Below are 25,521 nucleotides of genomic sequence, written 5' to 3'. Positions count from 1 at the left end.
CCCCTGACGGCACCCGCGCACAGGGGCGGGGCCCAGTAACGCATCCAGGCAAAGCATGGGGCAGGGGATAGGGCATGACGACGCATGACACGGCGCTGGTGGTTTCCGATGAAGAGGCCGCCGCCATCACCAAGGCCATCGACCGGGACGAGCTGGTGAAGCTGGTGCTGGACCTGTGCGGCATTCCCTCGCCCATGCGCCAGGAACGCCGGGCCGGCGAGTTCGTCCACGGCTGGATGGCGGAGAACGGCTTCGCCCCGCGCAAGGCCGGGCTGCTGGAGCACCGCTTCAACGTCATCGGCACCTATGGCGGCAAGGGGGACGGACCCAACCTGCTGTTCACCAGCCACCTCGACACCGAAAGCCCGTTTTATGATGAAACGGACCGGTACACCTATCGCCCGGAAACGGTGGCGGACCCGCAATGGCTGGGTGCCTGGCTGGAGGGGGAGACCTTCTTCGGTCATGCCGTGGGCAACGACCGCGGCCCCATGGCCTGCTTCCTGATGGCGGCCAAGGCCCTGAAGAAGGCGGGTATCGACCTCAGCGGCCTCCTATACCTGACGGCCTGCCCGGGCGAGATCGGCCCCGAACCGGCGGAGGAGCGGGGCGGCGTCGACTATCTGGGCAAGGAGCTGGGCGCCTGCTACCTGATGTCCCACGGTGGGGTGGCACCGGACTACGTCATCTCGGCCGAGGGCACGGACTTCGGTGTCAACTGGACGGCGTGCGGCTATGCCGACTTCCGCGTCACGATTTATGGCCAGGGGGTGTTCACGCCCCTGCTGACCCATCCCGAGGCCCTGGCCGACCATCCCAGCCCCCTGGTCAAGGTGGCGCCGGCCATCGAGATCATCCAGCGCTGGGCGCGGGAGTATGAGGTCAAGCACCGGTACGAGGGGCCGGGCGGCACCGCCGTGCCCAAGGTGCAGATCGGCGCCATCCGGGGCGGCACGCCGCAGGCCATGGGGGCGGCGAGCGAGGTGTGCAACGTCTACGTCCAGGTGGCGTTGACCCCGGTGCAGACCATCGCCGCCGTGGACCGCGACCTGAAGCGCGCCTTCCGCGAGGCCGGCTTCGGCGACGTCAAAATCCAGCCCTACACCGTGCGTCACGGCTTCACCGCCGACCCGGTGGCGGTCCGGCCGCTGCAGATGGCTTTGGACCATGCCCATGGCCGCGTGCGGGGCGGGCCGCAGCCCATCAGCAATTCCGTCTATTCCAGCATGTGGCGCGACCACAACGTCTTCAACATGAACCGCATCCCGTCCGTGACCATGGGGCCGCGCCGCTGGCGGCCCAGCATCGACGACCTGGTGGACTGCACGCGCCTGTACGCCATGGCGGCGTTGGCGCTGTGCGGCCGGGCGCCGTGAGGCGGGATGCCGGCATGCCGGTGCCGGATCTGCTGGTGCTGGGCGGCGACGTCGTCACCATGGATGCCAGCCGCACGGTCTGGCGCCAGGGCGGGGTAGCCATCGCCGACGGCGGGATCATCGCGGTGGGCAAGGCCGAGGCGCTGCGGGCGCGCTGGCCGGCGGCCCCGGTGCTGGATGCCGGCGGCGGCCTGATCACGCCCGGCCTGATCAACGCTCACCAGCACCTGACGGGCGATCCGCTGGTGCGCAGCCTGATCCCGGACCGGCAGTCGTCGGACGAATCCATCTTCGGCTGGGCGGTGCCCATTCACGGCGCGCACACCGCCGATGATGATGAGCTGTCAGCCACGCTCACCGCCGTGGAATCCCTGAAATACGGCACCACCACGCTGATAGAGGCCGGCACCGTGGCCCATCCCTTCCGCGTGGCTGCCGGCTTGGCCCGCGCCGGGATTCGGGCGGCGGTGGGCTGCTGGGGCTGGGACGTTTCCGACGCCCCCTACGCCGCGCCGACGGATGAGGTGCTGGCCCGCCAGGCGGCCGTATTGGATGGCCTGCCGAAAGGCGGGCTGGTGGAGGGGTGGGTGACCCTGGTGGGGCATGACCTCGCCAGCGACGCCCTGCTGGCCGGCGCCGCCGAGCTGGCGCGCCGGCGGGGCGCGGGCATGACCATGCACATCTCCCCCACCGAGGCCGACGTGACGGCCTATCTGCGCCGGTCGGGGCGGCGGCCGCTGCTGCACCTGGCCGACCTGGGCGTGCTGGGTCCGCACCTGCTGCTGTCCCATGCCGTCTGGCTGGACGATGCCGAGATGGACGCCCTGCTGGCCAGCGACACGGCGGTGGCCTATTGCCCCTGGGCCTACCTGCGCCTGGCCCAGGGTGTCAGCCGGGCTGGGCGCCATGCGGAGATGGTCTTGCGCGGCGGGCGGGTGGCGCTGGGTTGTGACGCGCCCAACGCCGGCGACCTGCCGGACATCCACCGGGCCGCCGCCCTGGCCGCCGGCCTGGCCCGGGACATGAGCCTGGACGCCCATCGTTTCGGAGCCGATACGGCCTTCGCCCTGGCCACCATCGACGGAGCGCGGGCCGTCGGCATGGCCGACCGCATCGGCTCGCTGGAGGTGGGCAAGCGGGCCGACCTAGTGGTGCACGACCCCCATTCCGCCCCGTTCCTGGTGGCGGGCGATCCCGCCCTGCACCTGGTGTGGGGCACCGACGGCCGGTCGGTCCGCGACGTGGTGGTCGACGGCCGTATCGTCGTGCGGGACGGGCGCTGCCTGACGGTGGATGAGGACGCCCTGCGGCGGCAGGCGCGCGCGTCCCAGGCCGCGCTGTTGGCCCGCGCCGGACTGGCCCCGCGCCCGGTGTGGCCCGTATGCTGATTTGGTTAATTATTGGGCAAATTTAAGATCGCTGTTTTTTTAGGCGATAGAACCGTTAAGTGTGCCTATCATCACAGTGGGCGAACGTTTTCGGCATGAATTTGTTCGCCTGTTGGCAAGCGCGGCGACCGCATCGGCTGATAGCGTTTCGGTGATGACTTACACCCATGAGCCCGGGAGTTTCCTGATGCGGCGAGAGTGGTTGGTCTTGGCGGCGGTGTCGTTGAGCTTCTTTTTCCTCAACGCCGCGACGTTCGCCTCGCTGGGCGTGGTGCTCTACACCATGGTCGGCGAACTGCACTGGTCCTTCAAGGCGGCCGGTTTCAGCTTCTCCCTGCTGGGCATCGCCTGCGGCCTGTCCAGCGTCTTCCCCACCACGCTGATGAAGCGCATCGGCCCCCGCTACACCATGGCCCTGGGTGGGCTGGTGCTGGTGGCGGCTTATATGCTGGCCTCGTACACCCACGGCCTGCTGGCCTTCTACGCGGCCATGCTGCTGCTGGGCCTGGGCTATTCGCTGACCGGCAACGTGCCGGCCATCTACACCATCGCCTGCTGGTTCCCGCGCCGCTCGGCCCGCATGATTGGCCTCTACCTCATGATCGGCGCCTTTGGCGGCGTGGTGGGTCCCCCACTGGCCCGCGCCATCGTCGCGTTCAGCGCGGACTGGCGCGTCTACTGGATGGAGATGGCCGGTGTCGCCGTGGCCGTCACCCTGGTCAACCTGCTGTTCCTGCGTGACCGCGCCATCGAGGCCGAGCCGCCGGCGGATGCCGAAGGGGCGCCTGCGGGGCCGGCCGAAATGACCGCGACGGGCTGGACCTACCGCAGCGCCATCGCCACGCCGCAGTTCCTGGCCGTTGCCGCCTCCATGACCATGACCATGGCCTGCGTCACCACCATCAACAGCGTGGCGCTGAACCATCTGGGCATCCTGGGCGTGGCGCCCGACACGGCGGCTTTCGCGCTGGCTGCCATGGCCCTGGTCATGACGGTGGCCAAGGGCGTGGCCGGTCCGCTGTGCGAGATCATGTCCACCCGGCGGCTGCTGGTCCTGGGCCTGGCGCTGCAGGTGGTGGGCATCGCCCTTTTCGCCCATGCCGGCACGCTGGTCGGCATCGGCGCCTTCGCGCTGGCCTTCGGCATCGGCTGGGGTGTGGCCTACCTGGCCGCCAGCGTCCTGCTGCTGGAATATTTCGGCAAGGACATCGGGTCCCAGGTACTGGGCATGGTGTGGACCATCACCACCGTGGCGGCGGCGGGGCCGGTGGCGGCCGGCGCGATCGCCGACCAGATCGGCACCTTCGCCCCCATCTTCTATCTTTATGCCGTGCTGATGGTGGCGGCCATCGTGCCCCTGATGCTGCTGGGGCGGCCGATGCTGGCCGGCGCCAGCCCTTTCGCCCGGCGCGCGGCCGCGCCGGATGACGGGTCCCAGGGCGCCGTCGCCCAAGTGCCCGCAAGCTGAACACGTTTAAAGAATAACAACATTAAATCTGGCGACGTGGGCACCACCCGTGGCAAGGGCTGCGGGTGGTGCCCGCGCGTCTGGCGGTAAAAGCAAAATAATGGACTGTGGCAGGGGTGCATGGTGGGCATGGGGAATGGTGAATTCAGGCAAATTCCCGGGCGTCCTATAACAAGAATACTTCGCGGGATGCCCGCATGCTTGACCTCAAGACGATGCACATCGTCATCTACCAAAGAATGGGGGTCGGGCATGTTGAGAGATGTGAAGCTGCGCTATTGGCAAGGATTCCTGGCGGCCGCGATGATGACGGCCGCCTCCGCCTACGCCCAAACTCCGCCGGCCCCCGTGGACGCGCCGGCCGGTGCCGCCGATGCCGACCTGGACGCGCTGGAGCCCATCATCGTCACGGCGGAGAAGCGTCAGGTCGACCTGCAGAAGGCCGCGCTGTCCGTCACCGCCGTTTCCGCCGACACGCTGGAAAAGGGTAATGTCACGGGGCCGCTGGGCCTGAACGGCTATGTCCCGGGCCTGCAGATCACCCCCAGCGGCGGGTCTGAGGTCATCGTCTCCATCCGCGGCGTAGGCTCGCAGACGCCGGAGAACTTCTTCACCCAGCCGGGCGTCTCCTTCCATATCGATAACGTCTACATCCCCAACAACATCGCGCTCAACCTGGGCTTCCTGGACGTGGACCATGTCGAGGTGCTGCGCGGACCGCAGGGCACCGTGTTCGGGCAAAGCTCCACCGGCGGCGCCATCAACGTCATCAGCAAGCAGCCGGAACTGGGCAAGCTGTCCGGCGACGCGACCGCCACCTTCGGCAACTACAGCTACGCCATGGGCAAGGCCGCGCTGAACGTGCCGGTGGGCGACACGGCCGCCATCCGCGCCGTGGTGCAGAAGACCAGCCACGACGGCTATTCCACCGCCACGGGCGTGCCCGGCGGCTATGACCTGGATGACGCCAACAACGTGAACTACAAGCTGTCGGGCCTGTGGCAGCCGACCGACAACCTGACCGTCACCCTGACGGGCCAGCATTTCGACGACGACCATCATGGGGCCGCCCTGAAGGCGCTGGACGATCCCAACAGCGACCCGCGCCAGGTGACGCAGGACTATCCGGCCAAGTTCAAGCTGGCCATGGATGTCGACACGCTGACGGTCAACTACTCCCTGCCGTTCGCCAACCTGAAGTCCATCAGCAGCTATCAGTACATGGATGCCAAGCAGTCGTTCGACAGCGATCGCAGCACCGTGGCGCTGTTCGGCGGCTATGACACCGTGGCGGCCTGGAACACCAAGAGCCGCGCGATCATGGAGGAGGTGACGCTCAGCTCCAATCCCGGGACCGACCTGGACTGGATCGCCGGCGTCTTCTACATGCATTCCCACAGCAGCCAGTACGTGGTGGAATACAAGGGCACCAACGGCAGCGATCCGACGCCGGTGCTGCCCACCAACACCTCGCCCGCCGCCCTGCCGGCCAACCTCAGCTATGAGAACCTGTCGTCGGTGGACCGCGACAGCGTGGCGCCCTTCGTACAGGCGACCTATCACCTGACCGACCGCCTGCGCCTCACCGGCGGCGTGCGCTACAATGTCGATCAGTATGACGGCTGGGGCTCCGACTACTATGGCAAGCCGTCGCCCCGCTCCACCAACGTCTACGCCCTGACCGGCAAGGCTGAGACCGACTTCGACCTGACGCCGGACAACATGGTCTATGCCAGCTGGTCGCGCGGCTATAAGCCCGGCGGCGTCAACACCGGCACCAGCAGCGCCATGGTCGTCTCCGGCAGCTATGACAAGGAAACGGTGGATAGCTTCGAGCTGGGGTCCAAGAACCGCTTCCTGGCCAACCACCTGAACGTCAACCTGTCGGCCTTCTACTCCAAGTACAATAACATGCAGTACATTGAGGAGGATCCGGTGCCCTACAGCGGCGGCATCGGCAACATCCCCCAGGTGAACATGTGGGGTGCGGAGGTTGAGGCGAAGTACCGCCTGCTGGACAACCGGCTGGAGCTGGGCGCCAACCTGACCCTGATGGATGGCGAGATCCCCGACAGCTACCTGGCGCTGGACCGCCGCCTGGCCGATGCCGCCGCCGCCAAGGCCGTGGCCGCCGGCGTGACATATCCTTATAGTGCTCAGTGGTTCGCCATCCGTGCCGCCCAGTCCATCAACGTCAAGGGCAACACCCCGCCCGACATGCCGGGTGCCGCCGGCGGGGTCAACGCCAGCTGGCAGCAAACCCTGGGCGCATACGGTACCCTGGTGTCGCGGGCCGAGCTGCTGTTCCGCAGCGACTACCAGGCGCGGGTGTTCAACGAGGCCGGGACCGATCACGTGCCGTCGTACAGCCAGGTGAACCTGTTCTTCGAATACACCCCGCAAAGCGGGCCGTGGCGGGCCACCTTCACCGTCACCAACCTGCTGGACCGGGCCGGTATCTCTGGGCGCTACACCGACCCTTACGGCAGCGGCGTGGTCAGCAACCAGTACATTCCACCGCGCCAGATGCTGTTCAGCGTCAATTACTCGTTCTAAGGGAGGCCTGGTTCCATCATGACGCAGACGACCGAACTGAAGCGCGCGCCCTTGCCCTCCGATGCGGGCGGCAAGGACCTGGGCATCTTCCTGCCCATCGCCAACGGCGGCTGGATCCTGTCCTCCTCGGCCCCGCGCATCGACGGCTCCTACGCTTACAACCGCCAGGTGGCCCAGCTGGCCGACGGTGCCGGCTATGACTTCATCATGGCCATGGCCAAGTGGCGCGGCTACGGCGGCGCGACCGAGCATTGGCGCTACGCCATGGAAAGCCAGATGATGATGGCGGGTTTGGCGGAGGTGACGAAGGAGGTCAAGGTGTGGGCCACCGTCCACACCCTGCTGCAGAATCCGGCCGTGACTGCCAAGATGATCATGACCCTGGACCACATCAGCCAGGGCCGCGCCGGCCTGAACGTCGTCAACGGCTCGTACAAGGGCGAGTTCGAGCAGATGGGCGCCTGGCGGGATGAGCTGGACCATGACGAGCGCTACACCTTCGCCGAGGAGTGGGTGCACGCCATCAAGCGGCTGTGGACCGAGGATACGGTCGATTACCAGGGCAAGTACGTGACCCTGACGGACTGCCAGTCCGATCCCAAGCCGTTCTCCCGGCCCTTCCTGGTCTGCGCCGGGTCCAGCAAGCGGGGCATGGCCTTCACCATCAATGAGATGGACGCCATCTTCCTGTCCGGTTCCAGCAAGGAGGAACTGGCCAGGAACAGCGGCATGGCCAAAGCCATGGCGAAAGAGGCCGGACGCGCCATCAAGACCTATTCCATGATGACCTTAGTGCTGGGCGACACCGATGCGGAGGCCGAGGCCCTGGCCGCCCGGTATGTCGAGGGCTTCGACGAGGGCGCCTGGCGCGGCATGATGAAGGCTTACGGCTTCCTGGACGTGGAGATCGGACGCCAGAACGACTTCACCACCAAGGCCAAGTCCGGCTTCATGTCCAGCCATCTGGTGGGCGCGCCCGCGACGATCGCCGCCAAGCTGATCGACATGCTGGGCGGCTGCGACCTGGATGGCATGATGCTGATCTTCCCCGACTACATCACCGGTGTGCCGCGCTTCGCCCAAGAGGTGCTGCCGGCCATCCGTGAGGCTTTTCCCGCTAAGGTGTGACGCGCCATGGACAACGGCATCCGCGAGTATCAGAGCTTCCGCGTGAAGCCCAGCGCCGTGGCGCTAGGGGCGGAACTGCTGGGCATCGACCTGTCGCAGCCGCTGACGGACCTGCAGGTGGCAGAGGTGAAGGACGCCTTCGCCCGTTACCAGGTCATCTTCTTCCGCGACCAGCAGGCCCTGACGCATGACGCGCACAAGGCCTTCGGCCGGCACTTCGGCCGCCTCGCCATCCATTCCGCCGTGGCCGGCATCGACGGCCATCCGGAGATCGTGGCCATCCACGCGGACGCCAATTCCAAGTACGTGGCGGGGGAGAACTGGCACAGCGACCTCAGTTGCGATGCGGAGCCGCCGCTGGGCAGCATTCTCTACATCCACACGCTGCCGCCGGTCGGAGGCGACACCTGCTTCTCCAGCATGTATGCCGCCTACGACGCGCTGTCGGACCGCATGAAGGCCTATCTGGACGGCCTGACGGCGGTGCATGACGCCAACCCCGTCTATCACGCGCTGTTCAAGGATTACGACAAGCGCTACCCCTGCAACAGCCACCCGGTGGTGCGCACCCACCCGGTGACGGGGCGCAAGTGCCTGTTCGTGAACTCCTCCTACACCACTCGCATCGAGGGTGTGCCGGAGGAGGAGAGCAAGGCCGTGCTGGGCCTGCTGTTCGACCATGTGAAGAACCCGAACTTCCAGATCCGCTTCCGCTGGGAACCCCATTCCGTGGCCTTCTGGGACAACCGCGCCGTGCAGCATCTGGCGGTGTGGGATTACTTTCCCAACGTCCGTTCCGGCTTCCGTGTCACCGTCGCCGGGGACAGGCCCTACTGATGCCGACCATTCCGAAAGAGGGCGTGCCGGCAAAGGGCGTCCCAGTTGGGGCCGTGACCGTCACCCTGACGCTGGACCCACCGGTGCCCGCGGCGGCGCTGCCGCCCATGATCCGGCCGGACCGCACGGCCCTGCTGGTCATCGATCCGCAGGTGGACTTCATCGCGCCCGAAGGCGCCATCGGCCAGGCGGGCCTGGATCTGGGCGTGGTCGAGCCGACGCTGGACCGCATCCGCCCGCTGCTGGCCGCCGCCCGCGCCGCCGGCGTGCCTCCCGTCTTCATCCGCGTGATCACCCGGCCGAAAACGGACGGCGCGGCCCTGAAGGCCCTTTATGAGCGGCGCGGCTGGCCGGCGGAGGCGGTGGGCATCTGCCGCGCCGGCACCCCCGGTGCCGACTATTACGGCGTGGCGCCGGAGAACGGGGAGATGGAGGTGGAGAAGGTGCTGTTCTCCGCCTTCGCCGGCACGGATTTCGAGGCGCGGCTGCGGGCCCAGGGCATCGACACCCTGGTGGTCTGCGGCTTCACCACCGAATGCTGCATCGACTGCACGGTGCGCGATGCGTTCCATCGCGACTTCCACGTCTTCATCGTGGCCGACGCCTGCGCGGCGTACGAGCCGGCCCTGCACTGGGGCGCCCTGCACGCCCTGTCCAAGAACTGCGCCCTGCTGGTGGAAAGCGGGGACGTGGCGGCGGTCTGGGGCCAGGCACGTGTCGAGGCGTGACGCCTCCCATTGAACAAGGGGCTGGAGCCAAGCGCGTTCGCGGTTGAACGCGCTTGGCTTCCGTCGTGGCATCACGCCTGGAAATCGGTGTCCACCGACACGGCCCGCCAGGCCTCGATATCGGCCAGTTGGCCGGTCAGCTTCATGGTCGCGTAGCCCACGGCGTCCTCGCCCAACAACAGGCGCAGGGGTGGCGTTTCCGCGTCCAGGGCCTTCAGGATGGCCAGCGCCGCGCGGGCGGGGTCACCCCGCTCCTGGCCGGCATGGCTGGCCAGGATGCGCTTGCATTCCCCAACGGTGGCGTCGTAGTCGGCGGCCAGGTCGGGGCGGTCCGTGCCCGCCTCGCTGCGCTTGCGCGAGCGGCCGGCGAAGTCGGTGCGGAAGCCGCCGGGCTCCACCATGGTCACCTTGATGCCCAGGGGTGCCACCTCCTGCGCCAGCGTCTCGGTGATGCCCTCCAGCGCGAACTTGCTGCCGGAGTACAGGCCCAGGCTGGGCCAGCCCACCAGGCCGGAGACGGAGGTGATGTTGACGATATGCCCGGCGCGGCGGCCGCGCATGTAGGGCAGCACCGCCTGCATCATCGCCAGCGCGCCGAAGACGTTGACCTCGAACTGGGTGCGGGCGTCGGCCAGGCTGGTTTCCTCCACGCCGCCGACCAGGCCATAGCCGGCGTTGTTGACCAGGATGTCGATGCCGCCCCCGTCAATGCCCCCGCTGTCGGCCTCCACCGCCGCGGCCACGCGGTGCGCCGCCGTCTCGTCCGTCACGTCCAGGATGGGCGCGCGGGCCAGGTCCGGCGCCAGGGCGCGGAAGGCGTCGGCGTCGGCCTCGCTCCGCACGGTACCCCAAACCCGATCGCCCCGGGCCAGCGCCGCCTGGGCCAGCGCCCGGCCGAAGCCCGAACTGACGCCGGTGATCAGCCAGTTGCGCGGTCTTGTCGTCGTCATCAAACGCCCCATCGGTAAAAAAGTGGCCGTGGGACCACGCCCACGGCCAGTCTTCGGAGATCGAACCATCCTGAACCGCAGGCGACCGTCGGCCCCGGAGTGAGCACCGCAGGGCGGAACGAGGATAGCCAAGGCCACGGACGTGGCCGCCCGGCGCTTGAGGGAAGTTAAAACGGCCGGTCGCCCTTCACCCACATGCGGTGCATCAGGCGGGTATACTTCTTGTCGTCGTACAGGGTGCCGGTGTGCAGGGTGCAGCGGTTGTCCCAGATGAGGATGTCGCCCACCTGCCATTTGTGGGCATGGACGAAGCGGTCCTGGGTCACGAACGCCACCAGTTCATCCAGCAGTTCCAGCCCCTGGGGGTTGGGCATGCCCACCACCTCCTTCACCGTGCCGGTGCTGACCCACAGGGCCTTGCGCCCGTCGGCGGGGTGGGTGCGGATCAGGGGGTGGATGACGTCCGGATTTTCAGCCTTCAGTTCCGGGCTCAGCTGGTCCACCCGCAGGTACTGGCGGCTGGTCATGAAGTATTCGTAGCTGTGGTGCAGCTGTAGCCCGTCCAGCTGGGCCCGCCGCTCCTCCGGCAGGGCGTCATAGGCGGCGCACAGGTCCGCCAGCAGGGTGTCCGAGCCTTCGGCCGGCACCTCCACCGCGTACAGCATGGTGCACATCACCGGCTCGGCCTTGTACGAATAGTCGGTGTGCCAGCCCACGCCGTCGTTGTGGGCGCCGATGGGCTTACCGTCCACCACCTTGTTGGACAGGATGTAGACCTCGGGGTGGCCGGGCAGGGTGAACTGCTTCTGGGTGTGGCCCTCCAGGGGACCGAAGCGGCCCAGGAAGGCCTTCAGGCCGGCGGGGTCCAGATCCTGGCCGCGCAGCAGGATGGCGCCGTGGCGGTGGAAGGCGTCCACCACCTGGTCCACTTCCGCCGGCGACGCCGTCTTCAGATCCACATCCAGAATTTCCGCGCCGAAACCGGGCTTCAGGGGGCGCGTGCGCAGGGCTTCGAGGGTTTCCACTAACCTCTCCTCACTACTCCTGTCTCGCGGACCGTCCGATGGGGATGTCCCAGCATCCACGACACCAGGTCCGTCGCGAGTGTGAGGGTAGGGAAGGCCATCCTGTCCGTCTTGTCCAGAACTGCCCGGGAACTTGCCTCAGGCGGCCCATGCCTTGGCGGGTTAAGGGGGGCATGGCATATGCCGGCCACCCTTAACCCGCCTGGGAGACTGTTGATGTCCAAGATCCTTGTCCTTTACTATTCCACCTGGGGCCATGTCGAGAAGATGGCCTACGCCGTGGCCGACGGCGCCAAGTCCGTGGCCGGCACCGAGGTGGTGGTGAAGCGCGTGCCGGAACTGATGCCGCGTGACGTGGCGGAGAAGGCCTATGCCAAGCTGGACCAGGAGGCGCCGATCGCCACCCCGGAAGAGCTGGCGGACTATGACGCCATCATTTTCGGCACGCCCACCCGCTTCGGCATGATGGCGGCCCAGATGCGCAACTTCCTGGACCAGACGGGCGGCCTGTGGGCCCAGGGCAAGCTGATCGGCAAGATCGGCAGCGTCTTCGCCTCCACCGCCACCCAGCATGGCGGCCAGGAAAGCACCCTGCTGTCCTTTCACACCAGCCTGCTACACCACGGCATGGTGGTGGTGGGCGTGCCCTACGCCGAACCCCGCCTGGGTGAGCTGGGCGCGGTGCAGGGCGGCACGCCCTACGGCGCCACCACGCTGTCGGCCAGCGACGGCTCCCGCCAGCCATCGGAAGCGGAACTGGGCATCGCCAGCTTCCAGGGCGCCCATGTCGCCACGCTGGCGGCCAAGCTGTTCGGCTGAGGCATAGGCGGAAATGAAAAAGGCGGGGTTCGCGCCCCGCCTTTTTCATGCCCCGGGAGTCTCGCGTCAGCCCCTGAGCGGCCTGCCGTACGACGGCAGGAACAGGAAGGCGGCGGTGGCGGCCAGCATCAGGCCCTGGATCAGGTGCAGCGCCGGATCGTAGGACCGGTAGACGTCGAAGATGCCGTTCATGGCGAAGGGGATCAGCCCCATGCCGACATTGATGCCGCCGTACAGCACGCCGGCGATGGCGCCATAGCTGCGGAAACCGAAATAGCGCGACACCAGGAAGGGCAGGGCACTGTACTCCGCGCCCAGGCCCAAGCCCATCATGACCCCGGCCGCCACCAGCCACGGCATGCTGGGCCCGTACTGCAGCAGCAGCAGGCCGCCCAGGCCCAGCAGATAAAAGGGCACCAGGATCAGCGGCGTGGCGATGCGGTCCAGCACCAGGCCCATCAGCCATTGCACCACGGCGCACACCAGGGCGAAGACGGTCACCACCGTCACCCCATCGGCCAGGGCGAAGCCCCGCTCCGTCAGCACCGGCACGACGTTGGTGAACATCGCCGTCATGCAGGCGGCACACAGGCCAATGGCCAGGGCCGTGATCCAGAAGGCCCGGGTGCCGACGGCTTGGCGCAGGGTCAGGTCCTTGGCCGGGGCCGCCACCTTCTCCGCCCGCGCTGGCGCCGCGTCCCGCAGGCCGCCGGGCGGCGGGTCCCGTAGAAAGCGCAGCAGGATGGGGAAGCCGATGGCCCCCACCATCAGGGCCATGCCCTGATAGGTCACCCGCCAGTCGAAACGCGACAACAGCACACCACCGATGATGGGGATGACCGTGGCGCCCAGGCCGTTGCCCACGCCGCCGGCGAAGCCCAGCGCCGCCCCGCGCCCCCGGTCGAACCAGCCGGACACCGCCTTGCTGTAGGTCATGGGCGAGGCGAAGGCGGCGGCGATGTCGGCCAGCAGGAACAGGCCGTAGAACGGCAGCACCCGGGCCGGCGCCAAGGAGAACAGGCCCAGCGCCACCGCGAACGACAGGCTGCCCATCAGGATCAGACGGCGCGGCCCATAACGGTCGACCAGCGGCCCGGTGGCGAAGGCCATCGCCGCCGCGCAGAGTGCCGCCAGGCCCAGCACGCCCGAGACCTGCGCCCGGGGCCAGCCGAATTCCTGGGAAATGGGGATCAGCACCATGCCGAACACGGTGTACAGCACCGGCGTGGCGCTCATGAAATTGCCCATGGTGGCGGCGAACAGGACGCGGGCCTGGGCCGGCGTCATGCGCGCGGCCGGAACAGGCTCCGCCACAGGGCCGAGGACGGTCATGGCGCTATTCCCCTTTATGAAGGGTGCCGGCATCGGCACCGTCAGGGTCCGGCGGGACCCAACTGCCCGTCGCATTTTTACCGGCCCCGCCTGGGTGGCCACGGCCTATGCGTTGCGGTGCAGCATATCAAATGCCGCCCGCCGATCTTGATCAGGGGCGCCTGGGCATTTGCTTGCGGGGAATGGGAAGCGCGGGGGGGGGAGCGGCGGCGGCGGTGCCGGCCGCTTCCCCGATGGTCAGGGCAGACGGCCCCGATAGGCGGTTTCAGCCAAGGGGCGGCGGGGGCTGGGGAACTCCCGGGCCCGCAGCGGTTCCGGCAGCGTGGCCGGGTCGCCCTTGCGGCCGATGGCCACGGCCGCCTCGATGCGGAAGCGGTCGCCGGCCCCGGTGACCTCGGTGGCCCGCGCCCGGTCAAAGCCGGCCATGGCATGGGTGTGCAGTCCCAGCTTCTGCGCCTGCAGGGCCAGAAGGGCCCAGGCGGCGCCGGCATCGAAGCTGTTGGTCGTGGCCGGCACCGGGTCGGTCTGGCCGGGCGCCAGGAACAGGGTATCGGACAGGACGAAGAGCAGGACGGAGGCGTGCTGCACCCAGGCGGCGTTGCGTGGCACCAGGGCGGACAGCAGCGCCTCCCATTCCGGGGTGCCGCGGTGGGCGTAAACGAAGCGCCAGGGCTGGGCGTTGAAGGCCGATGGGGCCCAGCGCGCCGCCTCGAACAGGGTGGCCAGCGTCGCGTCGTCCAGCGTGGACCCGTCGAAGGCGCGGGGCGACCAGCGCGCCAGGATGTCGGGGTCGATGGGGTGGTCGGCGGTGCGCTGCGGAACGTCCGTCGTCATGTCTGGGAAGCCTCCATTCAATGCCAAACGCAGGTGAGGCCGGACGCAAGCGCCCGGCGTAGTCGCTGAACCATGGAGACTTATCATTGCCCGACGCTGGCCGTACACCGGCCCGGGTGATCCTTCAGCCATGCCCACACGCCGGCCGGGCGATGGAAATCGTCCAGGGCCCGGCCGTGCCCCAGTTCCAGGACCGTGGTCACACCGCGTTCGGCCAGGCCCTTCATCCCGGGCCGCTACGTTAAACGCCCCATACCCCGTTCCATGCCCCGGCCTTAGCCTTTGCCTCGTGAGCGCCGTGTTCCAAGGCGGCGCCGGACCAAAGCGAACGGGAAGGGGATGGTGATGAGGGGGATGTACAAGCCGGCCGGTCTCGCGGCCCTGCTGCTGGCGGCGACCAGCCTGTCGGCGCCGGCGACGGCGTGGGCCGCCGACACGGTGAAGGTGGGCGTGCTGCAGTCGCTGACCGGCACCATGGCCATCAGCGAGGTCACGGTGAAGAACGCTGAGATCCTGGCCATCGACGAGATCAACGCCAGCGGCGGCGTGCTGGGCAAGAAGGTCGAGGCGGTGGTGGAGGACGGCGGGTCTGACCCCGCCATCTTCGCCCAGAAGGCGACCAAGCTGGTCCAGGATGGCGGTGTGGTCACCGTGTTCGGCGGATGGACCTCCGCCAGCCGCAAGGCCATGCTGCCGGTGTTCCAGAAGCTGAAGAGCCTGCTGTGGTACCCGGTGCAGTTCGAGGGCAACGAATGCTCGCCCAACATCATGTATTCCGGTGCCCAGCCCAACCAGCAGATCCTGCCGGCCCTGCAATGGGCGGTGGAGAAGGGCTACAAAAGCTATTTCCTCATTGGGTCGGACTACGTCTTTCCCCGCACCGCCAACCTGATCCTGAAGAAGCATATCGACGCCGATAAGCTGAAGGTGGCGGGCGAGGAATACGTGCCCCTGGGCGGCACCGATTTCAGCGCCGTCATCGCCAAGGTGCAGGCGGCCAAGCCCGACATCATCTTCAGCACCCTGAACGGCGACAGCAACGTCAGCTTCTTCAAGCAGATGGCGGCCGCCGGCCTGCCCTCGGCCAAGCTGCCCGTCATGTCCTTCAGCATCGGCGAGCAGGAGGCCGTGGCCATGGGCCCCAGCCTGGTGGAGGGCAGCTACGCCGCCTGGAACTACTTCCAGAGCCTGGACGGTGCGGCCAACAAGAAGTTCGTGGCCGCCTATCAGGCCAAGTTCGGCGCCGGTGCGGCCGTCACCGACCCGATGGTCCATGGCTATGTCGACGTCTACGCCTGGAAGGCGGCGGTGGAGAAGGCCGGCAGCTTCGATCCGGAGAAGGTGCGGGCGGCGGCGGTGGCGCTGGACTATCTCGACACCGCCATGGGCAAGGTCAAGTTCGCCGCCAACCAGAGCCTGGTGCAGACCGGCTACATCGGCCAGTTGGACCCTACCGGCCAGTTCAAGATCATCTGGCAGTCCAAGGGCACCATCGACCCCGACCCTTACGACCCGCTGGTCTTCCCGGGCAAGAAGTGCCCGGCATCCTGACGCAGACCGCGCCAACGGCAAGGGGCCTTTCCCCTTGCCGTTATAGGACGCGACCGTGTCCGCCGGAGATTTCCGGGGAGCGTCAGCGGACTGGAAATCGAGGACAGCCAAGGCCACGGATGTGGCCGCCCGGCGTCTGAGGGAGAAAAAAATGGCTGAGTGGCCCCTTATCGCTGGGCAGATCTTCAACGGGTTCAGCGTCGCCTCGCTGTACGTGCTGGCGGCCCTGGGCCTGGCGCTCAGCTTCGGCCTCATGCGCGTCATCAACATGGCCCATGGCGAGATGCTGATGCTGGGCGGTTACCTGGCCTACCTTACCCTGCAGGTGGTGCCGGGCCCCCTGGGCATCCTGGTGGCCATGCCGGTGGCCTTCCTGGGTGCCGCGGCCGTGGGTGCGGTGCTGGAGACGACGCTGATCAAGCGGCTGTCGGCCCGGCCGCTGGACACGCTGCTGGCCACCTGGGGTGTCAGCCTCATCCTGCAGCAGGCGGCGCGCAACATCTTCGGCGCCATCGGCGTGGACGTGCGGGCGCCGCAGTGGCTGAGCCACGCCTATACCGTCCAGTCCGGCCTGCTGGAGGGCCTGACCATCCCCGCCACCCGCCTGTTCATCCTGGCCGTGGCCTTTGCCGTCATGGGCGCGCTGAGCCTGCTGCTGGCGCGCACGCGCATCGGCCTGCTGGTGCGCGCCGTGAACCAGGACCGGGGCATGGCGGCGGCGGCGGGCATCAACGTGCGGGCGGTCGACCTGTCGGTGTTCTGCCTGGGCACCGGCATCGCCGGCCTGGCGGGCGTGGTGCTAGCCCTGCTGGGCCCCGTCACCCCCAATGTCGGGCAAAGCTATGTCGTTCCGGCGTTCCTGGTGGTGGTGCTGGGCGGCCTGGGCAGCCTGAAGGGCACGGCGATCGCCTCGCTGATCGTGGGGCTGTTCTCGGCCTTGGTGCAGATCCTGGTGGATGTCAGCCTGGCGCAGGTGCTGCTGCTGCTGTTCGTCATCGGGTTCATCCAGTTCCGTCCCCAGGGGGTGGTGGCCGTGCGGTCCCGCGCGCTGGACGCGTGAGGAACAGATGAAGGAGGACGGCATGGACATGAGCCTGCGCAAGAATACGCCGCTGTCGGGGCCGTTGGCCGGCATCACCTTCGGTCGCTCCTTGGCTGTGCCGCTGGCCGTGGTGGCCCTGGGCGTGCTGGCTCCCTGGCTGGTTTCGGCCTATGAGCTGAACCTGCTGGCCCGCTTCCTGGCCATGGCGCTGCTGGCCATGGGGTTGGTGCTGGTGTGGGGCCAGGGCGGGGTGCTCAGCCTGGGGCAGGGTGTGTTCTTCGGCCTGGGCGGCTACGCCATCGCCATGCACATGAAGCTGGCGGCGCTGGCCGATGGCGACCTGCCCGACTTCATGGTGTGGAGCGGCCTGGACGCCCTGCCGTGGTGGTGGGTGCCGTTCAAAAGCCCGCTGGTGGCCATCCTGGGTGTGGTGCTGGTGCCGGGCGCGCTGGCGGCCCTGTTCTCCTGGGCGGTGTTCCGGCGGCGGGTGGGCGGCGTTTATTTCGCCCTGATCACCCAGGCGCTGGCGCTCGCCTTCGCCACCCTGCTGATCAGCCAGCAGCCCTCCACCGGCGGCTTCAACGGCCTGACGGATTTCCAGACCGTGATGGGGGTGGATCTGGGCACGCCGGCGGCCGTCCACGGCCTGTACTGGCTGACCCTGGCCCTGGTGGTGGGTGTGTTCGTGGCCCTGCGCGCCCTGATGGCGTCGCGCTACGGCCTGCTGCTGCGCGCCATCCGCGATGGTGAGAACCGCATCCGCTTCCTGGGCTATGACCCCACGCCGTTCAAGGTGGTGGCCTTCACCATCGGTGCCGTGCTGGCCGGCCTGGCCGGCGCGCTGTTCACGCTGCATGCCGGCGTGGTGTCGCCAGCCCTGGTGGGCGTGGTGCCCTCCATCGAGATGGTCATCTGGGTGGCGGTGGGCGGCCGCAACAGCCTGGCCGGCGCCATCGCCGGCACCTTGGCCGTCAACTTGGCCAAGGACGGCGTCAGCAGCGCTTTCCCCGACCTGTGGCTCTACGCCCTGGGCCTGGTGTTCGTGCTGGTCGTGACCCTGTTGCCCGGCGGCCTGGCCGGCCTGGTAACCGACGCCGGTGCTGCCGGCTGGGGAAAGCGGCTGAAAACCCTGATCATTGGTGAGGCGAAATGAACGCGCAGGCGCCCGCGTCCCACATCGGCACCACCGCCCCCGCCAGCAACCTGCTGCTGGCGGTGGATGGGGTGACCGTGGACTTCGACGGCTTCAAGGCCCTGAACGGCTTCAGCCTGACCCTGGACCGGGGCACCCTGCGGGTGCTGATCGGCCCGAACGGCGCGGGCAAGTCCACGCTGTGCGACACCATCATCGGCCGGGTGCGGGCCACCAGCGGCCGAGTGATCTTCAAGGGCCAGGACATCACCCACCTGCCGGAGCATGAGATCGTGCGCCGGGGCATCTGCCGCAAGTTCCAGACGCCGGGCGTGCTGCCCGGCCTGTCGGTGCTGGACAACCTGATGATCGCCGCCCGGCGCGACCGTCGCTGGTGGTCCTCCTTCCGCCACGGCGTGGCGGCGGAGGAGAAGGCCCGCGTGGCCGACATCCTGGAGACCATAGGCCTGGCCGACCGCGCCGCTGCCCCCGCCGGCCAGCTGGCGCATGGCGAGAAGCAGTGGCTGGAGATCGGCATGGTGGTGGCGACGCGCGCCGACCTGCTGCTGCTGGACGAGCCCACGGCCGGCATGGGGCCGGCGGAAACCAGCCAGACGGCGGCCCTGATCCGCCGCCTGGTGGGCCAGCACACCGTGCTGGTCATCGACCACGACATGAGTTTCCTGGAGCAACTGGACGCCCGCGTCACCGTCATGCACCAGGGCCAGTTTCTGAAGGAAGGCAGCGTGGCCGCCATCCGCGCCGATGCGGACGTCGCCGCCGTCTATCTGGGCCGTGCCAAGGAGAATACCCATCATGGCTGAACCGTTGCTGACGCTCACCGGGGCGGCGACATCCTATGGCCAGAGCCAGGTTCTGTGGGATATCGACCTGGCGGTGCCGGCCGGCGGCGCCGTGGCGCTGATCGGCCGCAACGGCGTGGGCAAGACCACCCTGCTGAAGACCATCATCGGCGCCCAGCGCCTGACGGCCGGCCGCATGACCTTCCAAGGCTGCGACGTCAGCGCCCTGGGCCCCCACCAGCGCGCCCGCGCCGGCATCGGCTACGTTCCCCAGGGCCGCCACATCTTCCCCCACCTGACGGTGCGCGAAAACCTGGAGACCGGACTGTCCGCCCTGGCCGGCCGCGGCGGCGGGGCCATGAAGGCGGGCGTGCCCGACCACATCTTCGACCTGTTCCCCAAGCTGGCGCAGATCATCAACCGCAAGGGCGGCGTGCTCAGCGGTGGGGAGCAGCAGCAACTGGCCATCGGCCGCGCCCTGGCCGGCCAGCCCAGCCTGCTCCTGCTGGACGAACCGACGGAAGGCATCCAGCCCTCCGTGGTCCAGCAGATCGAGGACGCCCTGCGCCGCATCCGCGCCGACCTGGGCGTCACCGTCCTGATCGTGGAGCAGTACCTGGACTTCGCCTGGTCCTTCGCCGACAGCTACCGCGTCATGCAACGCGGCCGCATCATCCGCGCCGGCAGCACGCGAGAGGAGACGGCGGCCGAGGTGGCGCACCTGGTGAATATTTGAGATTTCCAAAATTTATTCCGTTAGGGAGAAGTTGCTGCAGTTTAATGTAAAATTTTTCCCTGGCATGCGGCTTTCAATAACGAATAATGATGCACCGTCATCATCTTGATTCTCTATGGATTTTGCATATTTTTGGCATGCTTCGCGGACGTAATATTTTCGTTTATCACCTTGCTCATCCTTTGCGATATTTGCAAGAACCCTTGCGGCGGCGAGGTATTGATATTTGTCATCTGGATCTGCATAAATAGCCACCATGTATTCGTCTAGTGATGAAAATAGATCCCCACGCTCAAAAAATATATTTCCTAAATTGTTATGGGCGTATGGGTCAAGTGGAGCGATTGATATTGCTATTCTATATTGTTCTTCGGCTTTATTGTTAAATTCCTTTGTGCCCTTTTTTGCAAATATATCGCCAAGCCTGTCGTGCGGGTGAGGATATGTGTTGTCGTATTTAGCTGCAGATTTATAATATTCCATGGCTTTTTCTTCGTTGCCATCATCATCAAATATGGTTCCAAGATTGTAGTATGGGGCGCTGAATTTGCTATCTATACTAATTGATTTCTCAAAATTAATTTTTGAGGAATATCGATCATTCATCTTTAGGTATATATTCCCGAGTAGATTATAAGCGTACTTAATATCGCTTTTGTGGCTTTCTGGATTATAGATGATAGCATTGGCAGCTAAAATTGCCTGATCAAATTTTGACATGTTGTATAATCGCATAATATTAGCGTAAGGATTAATATAATTAAAGAGCTCGGCGGATGCATGATTAATTATATCAGTCAGGTCTGTGTTGTTCCTATATGGTTCATATTGACTAAAAATTAGAATATTGTTGATTCTGATATTGAATCCAATTTCGTTGTTTTTTTCTAAAATATTGATTGATATAGTTTTATCATATATCATGTTAAGAATTGGAGAAATTATCTGGTAAATATCATCAGATATGGGGCCGATTTTTGGTGTTAATTTAGGGAAAGCAGGGTTTAATGCGTTCACCTGAGTTAAGGGCAGAAGTGTATTTAATTTTCTTTCTTCGCTCAAAATGCTGTCCATCATGGAGCGTGCTATAAAATGACGATCAAAACCGTCTTTTATCATAGATTCCGGGATTGTAATATCAGTTATGATATACTTCCCCAATAATGCTGGCCAAATTGTAACAATAAATATAAATATTGTAGCTAAAATGCTAGCTGAAAATTTATGCTTTTTAACATAAACTCGATAATTTTTCCTATTCATTGGCTTTTGCTTTTTGGTGGAATTATTATTGATCTTAGTTTTATGATTGTCGTCGGTCATCATAATACCCCTTTGCTCTCGACCAAGGCCTTTCGATATTATACTTTTAGTTGAATTAGCAAACTGCAAATAATTTGCCCTGATTGTGAAATTACCCCGCCATCACTCGCACTGCCACGGCGGCGGCGGACGCCCGGTTCTCCACCCCCAGCTTCACGAACACCTGCTCCAGGTGCTTGTTCACCGTGCGGGGGCTGATGCCCAGGATGTCGCTGATGTCGCGGTTGGATTTGCCGTGGGCGATCCAGACCAGCACCTCGGCCTCGCGCGCCGTCAGGCCCAGGGCCTGTTGCAGGGCGCGTTCCTCGCGGCCGGCGCCGGTCTCGCTGATGCGGAACAGGAACTCGTCGGGTTCCGTCTGGCTGAGGTAGGCGACCTCCAGCCGGCGGGTATCGTTCGCGTCCGGGCCGTCGATCAGGATGGACGGCGCGCCGTCGCGGCGCAGCTGGGCCAGGCGTTCCGCCACCGCCGGGGGCAGGCGGTCGGCTGCCCCACCTCCGGGCCCATCCCCGGGGAAGAAGGCCGCCAGCAGGCGCTGGGCCTGGGGCGTGCACCAGCGCAAGAGCCCACGCCCGTCGGTCGCCAGCAGATAGCGGCCGGTGGTGTCCAGGGCCACCTGGGCGCCATAGGCCACGCGGGCGTTGGCCAGGTGCACGCGGATGCGGGCCATCAGCTCATCCACCACGATGGGCTTGGTGACATAATCGACGCCGCCGGCCTGCAGGCCCTGCACCACGTGCTCCGTCTCGCTGAGGCCGGTCATGAAGATGACCGGCAGGTGGGCCAGGGCCTGGTCGTGCTTCAGCCGACGGCAGGTCTCGAACCCGTCCAGCCCGGGCATGACAGCGTCCATCAGCACCAGGTCCGGCGTCACCTGGTCCAGCAGGGCCAGGGCGCTTTCGCCATCCGTCGCCACCAGCACGGTCAGGCCCGCCTGGTCCAGGGCGTCGGTCAGGAAGCCCAGGGTTTCCGGCGTGTCGTCCACCACTAGCACGGTATCGCGGCGGGCGGGGGCGGCCTGGACCATATCAGTCATGGCCATGCTCCACCCGGTCCTGTCCATCGCCTGTATCGTCATTGTCCCCTCCCGCCTGTGTCCGTGCCGCCTCCAGCACCGCCATATAGCGCTTCAGGTCGAAGGCGCGCACCAGGGTGCGCAACTGGGCGGCGAAGGCGGCGGTGGCCGCGTCCTCCGTCTCCAGCTCGCGCAGCTTGGCCTCGATGCCGCGCACATGGCCGATGCGGCCCAGCTGCCACAGCGCCTCCAGATGCGGCCGGGCCAGGGCAGGCACGACGTCGGCGGGCGTGGCGGGCGGCGGCGCGGCGGCGGGGGCGTACAGCCATTCCAGGCCCAGCAGCGCGCCGATGCGCTCCAGCAGCACGTCCATGTCCACCGGCTTGATGATGAAGGCGTCGTGCGCGGCGCTGCCGCCATCCTCCCCGCCTGTGGCGGCGCGGCCGGGGGCGTAGTCGTGGGCGTTGGCCGACACCATCATGATCTTCAGGCGCGGCAGGTCCAGGGCGCGCAGGGCCGCCGCCGCCTCCCACCCCGTCATGTGGGGCATGGAGATGTCCAGCAGGGCCAGGTCCGGCCGGCACTCCCGCGCGAGATCCACGCATTCCCGCCCGTCGCGGGCGGCGAACAGCAGGAAGTCCAGCGGCCGCAGCAGGTTCTGGATCAGGGCCAAATGGTCGGGGTCGTCATCGGCCACCAGCACGCGCAGGCGCGGGCCGGCATAGCCGTGGATGGTCCTGGCCGCCGGCGGGTCGTCCGGGCCGGACTGCGCCTCCGACAACAGCAGGCGCACGGTGAAGGTGCTGCCCTGGCCGGGCGTGCTGGCGACGGCGATCTCCCCACCCATGATGCGGGTCAGCAGGCGGGTGATGGTCAGGCCCAGGCCGGTGCCGGGCACGGCGCGGGCGCTGGCCGTCCGCCCCCGCTCGAACGGTTCGAAGATGCGCTCCCTGTCCTCCGGCAGGATGCCGAAGCCGGTGTCCGACACCTCGAACTCCGCCACCTGGCTGCGATAGCGCACGCGCAGGGTGGCGTGGCCCTGGGCCGTGTATTTCAGGGCGTTGGACAGCAGGTTGATCAGGATCTGGCGCAGGCGCTTCTGGTCGGTATGGACGAAGGCCGGCAGGTAGGCGGGGCGGTCGTAGTGGAACCGGATGCCCTTGGCGGCGGCCTGCAGGCGGAACATGTCCACGATCTGGTCCAGGAACTCCACCAGCCGCACCTTGTCGCGGGTCAGGCGCAGCAGGCCGCTTTCGATCTTGCTGATGTCCAGCAGGCCGTCCACCAGGTTGGACAGGTGCTCCGCACTGCGGCGGATGACGCGCACGCCGTCCGGGTTGCGGATGCTGGCGTCGCGTTCCAGCAGCTGGGCATAGCCGAAGATGGCGTTCAGCGGCGTGCGGATCTCATGGCTGATGCCGATGATGTAGCGGCTCTTGGCCACGTTGGCGGCCTCCGCCACCTCCTTGGCCTTCTGCAAGGCGGCGTCGGTGCGCTCATGCGCCTCGATCTCTTCCATCAGCATGCCGGTCTGGCGCGCCGTCTCTTCCTCTGCCACCCGCCGGCTTTCCAGGGCCAGCACCAGCAGCCAGGCGGCGACGCCGGAGACGATCAGCAGGGCGAAGAAGACGATCCACAGGGTGGTGGCGACCACGCCGCGCGCCTCCGGTACCGCGGCGCCATACTGCATGCCGATGAAGGACAGCAGGCCGCCGTTCACCAGGGTGAACACGGCCATGACGCCCAGGAAACGGGCGGTGCGGGTGCGCACGCCGCCGGCCATGCGGCCGGGCAGCAGGGTTTCCATCAGGCGCGCCAGCTGGTCTGTGATGCGGCTCTGCTTCTTGCACAGATCGTGGCAGCGGCTTTCCAGCGTGCAGCACAGGGAACAGATGGCCCCGGCATAGGCGGGGCAATAGGCCATGTCCCGCCGCTCGAACACGTTCTCGCAGATGACGCAGCGGGCCTCCGCCGCATCGGCCGGCAGGTCGGTGTCGGGCCGCGCCAGGTAATAGCGGCCCCGGGTGGCCTTGGCGATCAGGGGGGCGGTGACGAAGGCCACGGCCAGGCCGATGAACGGCGCCATGGCCTGGGGCAGGGGCCCCAGCAGCGGCCCGAAGGCGCCCAGCGAGGCGAGGGTGGAGGCCACGACCGACAGGGCCATGGCGCCCACGCCCACCGGGTTGATGTCGTAAAGGTGGGCGCGCTTGAACTCGATGCCCGGCGGGCTCAGGCCCAGCGGCTTGTTGACCACCAGGTCCGCGGTCAGCGCCCCGATCCAGCCGGCGGCGAAGTTGGCGTACAGGCCCAGGATGCCGCCGATCACCCGGAAGATGCCCAGCTCCATCAGCATCAGGGCCAGGATGACGTTGAACACCAGCCAGACGACGCGGCCCGGATGGCTGTGCGTCAGGCGGGAGAAGAAGTTGGACCAGGCGATGGACCCGGCATAGGCATTGGTGACGTTGATCTTGATCTGGCAGACGACGACGAACACGCCGGTCAGCACCAGCGCCATGGTGGGGGAGGACAGCATCTCCTGGAAGGCGATGTAGAACACCTCCGTCGGCTGGGTGGCCTGTTCCGCCGACAGGCCGTGGCGCAACGCCACCACCGCCAGGAAGGATCCGGCCAGCAGCTTCAGCCCGCCCATGGCGACCCAGCCCGGCCCGGTGGTGATCAGCGCCGTCCACCAGGCCCAGCGCCCGGTCTTGCGCAAGGTGGGCAGGAAGCGCAGGTAGTCCGCCTGCTCCCCGATCTGGGGCAGCAGGGACAGGAGCATGCTGGCCGCCATGCTGAACAGCAGCGGGTCGATATGGCCGTCGGCATGGCCCAGCGCGCCGGGGAATTCCCGCCAGGCGGCCAGGTCCGCGCCGTGGTTCAGCGCCAGATAGGCCAGGGGCGCCAATTGCAGCACCAGCCAGAGGGGCTGGGTCAGCAGCTGCATGCGGCTGATCAGGCGGATGCCATAGACGGCGATGGGGATGACCACCAGGGAACTGATGATGTGGGCCAGCCACAGCGGGATGCCCAGCGCCATCTGCAGGGCCGCCGACATGATGCTGGCCTCGATGGAGAACAGCAGGAAGGTGAAACTGGCGTAGATGAGGGAGGTGAGGGTAGACCCCAGATAGCCGAAGCCCGCCCCACGGGTCAGCAGGTCGATGTCCACGCCATGGCGGGCGGCGTAATAGGTGATGGGCAGACCCACCAGGAACATCAGGATGGCCACGGCCAGGATGGCGGCGCTGGCGTTGCTGTAGCCATAGGTCAGGGTGGCGCTGCCGCCGATGGCCTCGCACGCCAGGAAGCTGATGGCGCCGAAGGCGGTGTTGGCAACGCGGAACGACGACCAGCGCCGCGCCCGCGTGGCGGTGAAGCGCAGGGCGTAGTCCTCCAGCGTCTGGCTGGCGGCCAGCTGGTTGTATTGGCGCCGTTCCCTGACGATCCGCTGCCGCGCGCTCATGCCCCCCGCCTC

The 25,521-nt window shown here is 66.6% G+C and carries 20 protein-coding genes; 13 read left to right on the top strand and 7 right to left on the bottom strand.

The window, feature by feature from the left end; all coding sequences use genetic code 11:
• Nucleotides 1–74: 74 nt before the first annotated feature.
• The 7 genes from FBZ88_RS08920 (at nt 75) to FBZ88_RS08890 (ending at nt 9,481) form a co-directional block, all read left to right on the top strand.
• A complete protein-coding gene (locus FBZ88_RS08920) occupies nt 75–1,376 on the top strand; it encodes a zinc-binding metallopeptidase family protein (protein WP_145616492.1) in 1,302 nt (433 codons plus the stop codon).
• A gap of 14 nt (nt 1,377–1,390) precedes the next feature.
• On the top strand, nt 1,391–2,764 hold the full coding sequence (locus FBZ88_RS08915) for an amidohydrolase family protein (RefSeq protein WP_145616491.1): 1,374 nt from the start codon (nt 1,391–1,393) through the stop codon (nt 2,762–2,764).
• 187 nt (nt 2,765–2,951) lie between these two features.
• Nucleotides 2,952–4,232: an MFS transporter gene (locus tag FBZ88_RS08910; protein ID WP_186464289.1), complete on the top strand. Its 1,281-nt coding sequence runs from the start codon at nt 2,952–2,954 to the stop codon at nt 4,230–4,232.
• 252 nt (nt 4,233–4,484) lie between these two features.
• Complete coding sequence (locus FBZ88_RS08905; RefSeq protein WP_246138576.1) at nt 4,485–6,788, top strand: TonB-dependent receptor; 2,304 nt, start codon at nt 4,485–4,487, stop codon at nt 6,786–6,788.
• Nucleotides 6,789–6,806: 18 nt separating this feature from the next.
• Nucleotides 6,807–7,916 carry an LLM class flavin-dependent oxidoreductase gene (locus FBZ88_RS08900; protein ID WP_145616489.1) on the top strand — a complete coding sequence of 370 codons (1,110 nt, stop codon included), beginning with the start codon at nt 6,807–6,809 and terminating at the stop codon, nt 7,914–7,916.
• 6 nt (nt 7,917–7,922) lie between these two features.
• Nucleotides 7,923–8,753 carry a TauD/TfdA dioxygenase family protein gene (locus FBZ88_RS08895; protein ID WP_145616488.1) on the top strand — a complete coding sequence of 277 codons (831 nt, stop codon included), beginning with the start codon at nt 7,923–7,925 and terminating at the stop codon, nt 8,751–8,753.
• Nucleotides 8,753–9,481, top strand: a complete 729-nt coding sequence (locus tag FBZ88_RS08890) for a cysteine hydrolase family protein (RefSeq protein ID WP_246138575.1) — start codon at nt 8,753–8,755, stop codon at nt 9,479–9,481. Before FBZ88_RS08895 ends, FBZ88_RS08890 begins: the two co-directional genes overlap by 1 nt.
• Before the next feature lie 71 nt (nt 9,482–9,552).
• On the opposite strand, the gene FBZ88_RS08885 is transcribed toward FBZ88_RS08890, so the two are convergent.
• Nucleotides 9,553–10,431, bottom strand: a complete 879-nt coding sequence (locus FBZ88_RS08885; RefSeq protein WP_145616487.1) for an oxidoreductase — start codon at nt 10,429–10,431, stop codon at nt 9,553–9,555.
• A gap of 167 nt (nt 10,432–10,598) precedes the next feature.
• The gene (locus tag FBZ88_RS08880; protein ID WP_145616486.1) at nt 10,599–11,456 is read right to left on the bottom strand and encodes a TauD/TfdA dioxygenase family protein; all 858 of its coding nucleotides are present in this window, start codon (nt 11,454–11,456) and stop codon (nt 10,599–10,601) included.
• Between the two features lie 216 nt (nt 11,457–11,672).
• On the opposite strand from FBZ88_RS08880, the gene wrbA reads away from it, so the two are divergent.
• Nucleotides 11,673–12,275 (top strand): NAD(P)H:quinone oxidoreductase, encoded by a 603-nt coding sequence (wrbA, locus tag FBZ88_RS08875; RefSeq protein WP_145616485.1) that lies wholly within the window; start codon nt 11,673–11,675, stop codon nt 12,273–12,275.
• Nucleotides 12,276–12,341: 66 nt separating this feature from the next.
• On the opposite strand, the gene FBZ88_RS08870 is transcribed toward wrbA, so the two are convergent.
• Nucleotides 12,342–13,607, bottom strand: coding sequence for an MFS transporter (locus FBZ88_RS08870; RefSeq protein WP_186464288.1), 1,266 nt, complete (start codon nt 13,605–13,607; stop codon nt 12,342–12,344).
• A 237-nt stretch (nt 13,608–13,844) separates the two neighbouring features.
• The gene (locus FBZ88_RS08865) at nt 13,845–14,441 is read right to left on the bottom strand and encodes a nitroreductase family protein (RefSeq protein ID WP_145616483.1); all 597 of its coding nucleotides are present in this window, start codon (nt 14,439–14,441) and stop codon (nt 13,845–13,847) included.
• A 345-nt stretch (nt 14,442–14,786) separates the two neighbouring features.
• Between FBZ88_RS08865 and urtA the strand changes: the two genes are divergently transcribed.
• The 5 genes from urtA (at nt 14,787) to urtE (ending at nt 19,705) form a co-directional block, all read left to right on the top strand.
• Complete coding sequence (gene urtA, locus FBZ88_RS08860) at nt 14,787–15,992, top strand: urea ABC transporter substrate-binding protein (RefSeq protein ID WP_246138574.1); 1,206 nt, start codon at nt 14,787–14,789, stop codon at nt 15,990–15,992.
• Between the two features lie 151 nt (nt 15,993–16,143).
• Nucleotides 16,144–17,052, top strand: coding sequence for an urea ABC transporter permease subunit UrtB (gene urtB, locus FBZ88_RS08855; protein ID WP_145616482.1), 909 nt, complete (start codon nt 16,144–16,146; stop codon nt 17,050–17,052).
• Between the two features lie 22 nt (nt 17,053–17,074).
• The gene (urtC, locus tag FBZ88_RS08850) at nt 17,075–18,187 is read left to right on the top strand and encodes an urea ABC transporter permease subunit UrtC (protein WP_246138573.1); all 1,113 of its coding nucleotides are present in this window, start codon (nt 17,075–17,077) and stop codon (nt 18,185–18,187) included.
• Nucleotides 18,184–18,990, top strand: a complete 807-nt coding sequence (urtD, locus tag FBZ88_RS08845) for an urea ABC transporter ATP-binding protein UrtD (protein WP_145616481.1) — start codon at nt 18,184–18,186, stop codon at nt 18,988–18,990. The genes urtC and urtD overlap by 4 nt, the downstream gene beginning before the upstream one ends.
• Nucleotides 18,983–19,705, top strand: a complete 723-nt coding sequence (gene urtE / locus FBZ88_RS08840) for an urea ABC transporter ATP-binding subunit UrtE (RefSeq protein ID WP_145616480.1) — start codon at nt 18,983–18,985, stop codon at nt 19,703–19,705. Before urtD ends, urtE begins: the two co-directional genes overlap by 8 nt.
• A gap of 12 nt (nt 19,706–19,717) precedes the next feature.
• On the opposite strand, the gene FBZ88_RS08835 is transcribed toward urtE, so the two are convergent.
• The 3 genes from FBZ88_RS08835 to FBZ88_RS08825 form a co-directional block, all read right to left on the bottom strand.
• A complete protein-coding gene (locus FBZ88_RS08835; protein WP_186464286.1) occupies nt 19,718–21,028 on the bottom strand; it encodes a tetratricopeptide repeat protein in 1,311 nt (436 codons plus the stop codon).
• Between the two features lie 91 nt (nt 21,029–21,119).
• The gene (locus FBZ88_RS08830; protein ID WP_246138572.1) at nt 21,120–22,064 is read right to left on the bottom strand and encodes a response regulator; all 945 of its coding nucleotides are present in this window, start codon (nt 22,062–22,064) and stop codon (nt 21,120–21,122) included.
• On the bottom strand, nt 22,057–25,509 hold the full coding sequence (locus tag FBZ88_RS08825; RefSeq protein ID WP_145616478.1) for a hybrid sensor histidine kinase/response regulator: 3,453 nt from the start codon (nt 25,507–25,509) through the stop codon (nt 22,057–22,059). Before FBZ88_RS08825 ends, FBZ88_RS08830 begins: the two co-directional genes overlap by 8 nt.
• Nucleotides 25,510–25,521: the final 12 nt, after the last annotated feature.

Source organism: Nitrospirillum bahiense, assembly GCF_007828025.1.
Lineage (GTDB): Bacteria > Pseudomonadota > Alphaproteobacteria > Azospirillales > Azospirillaceae > Nitrospirillum > Nitrospirillum amazonense.
The sequence above is the reverse complement of the archived record's forward strand: the minus strand, read 5'-3'. Positions and strand labels throughout refer to the sequence as shown.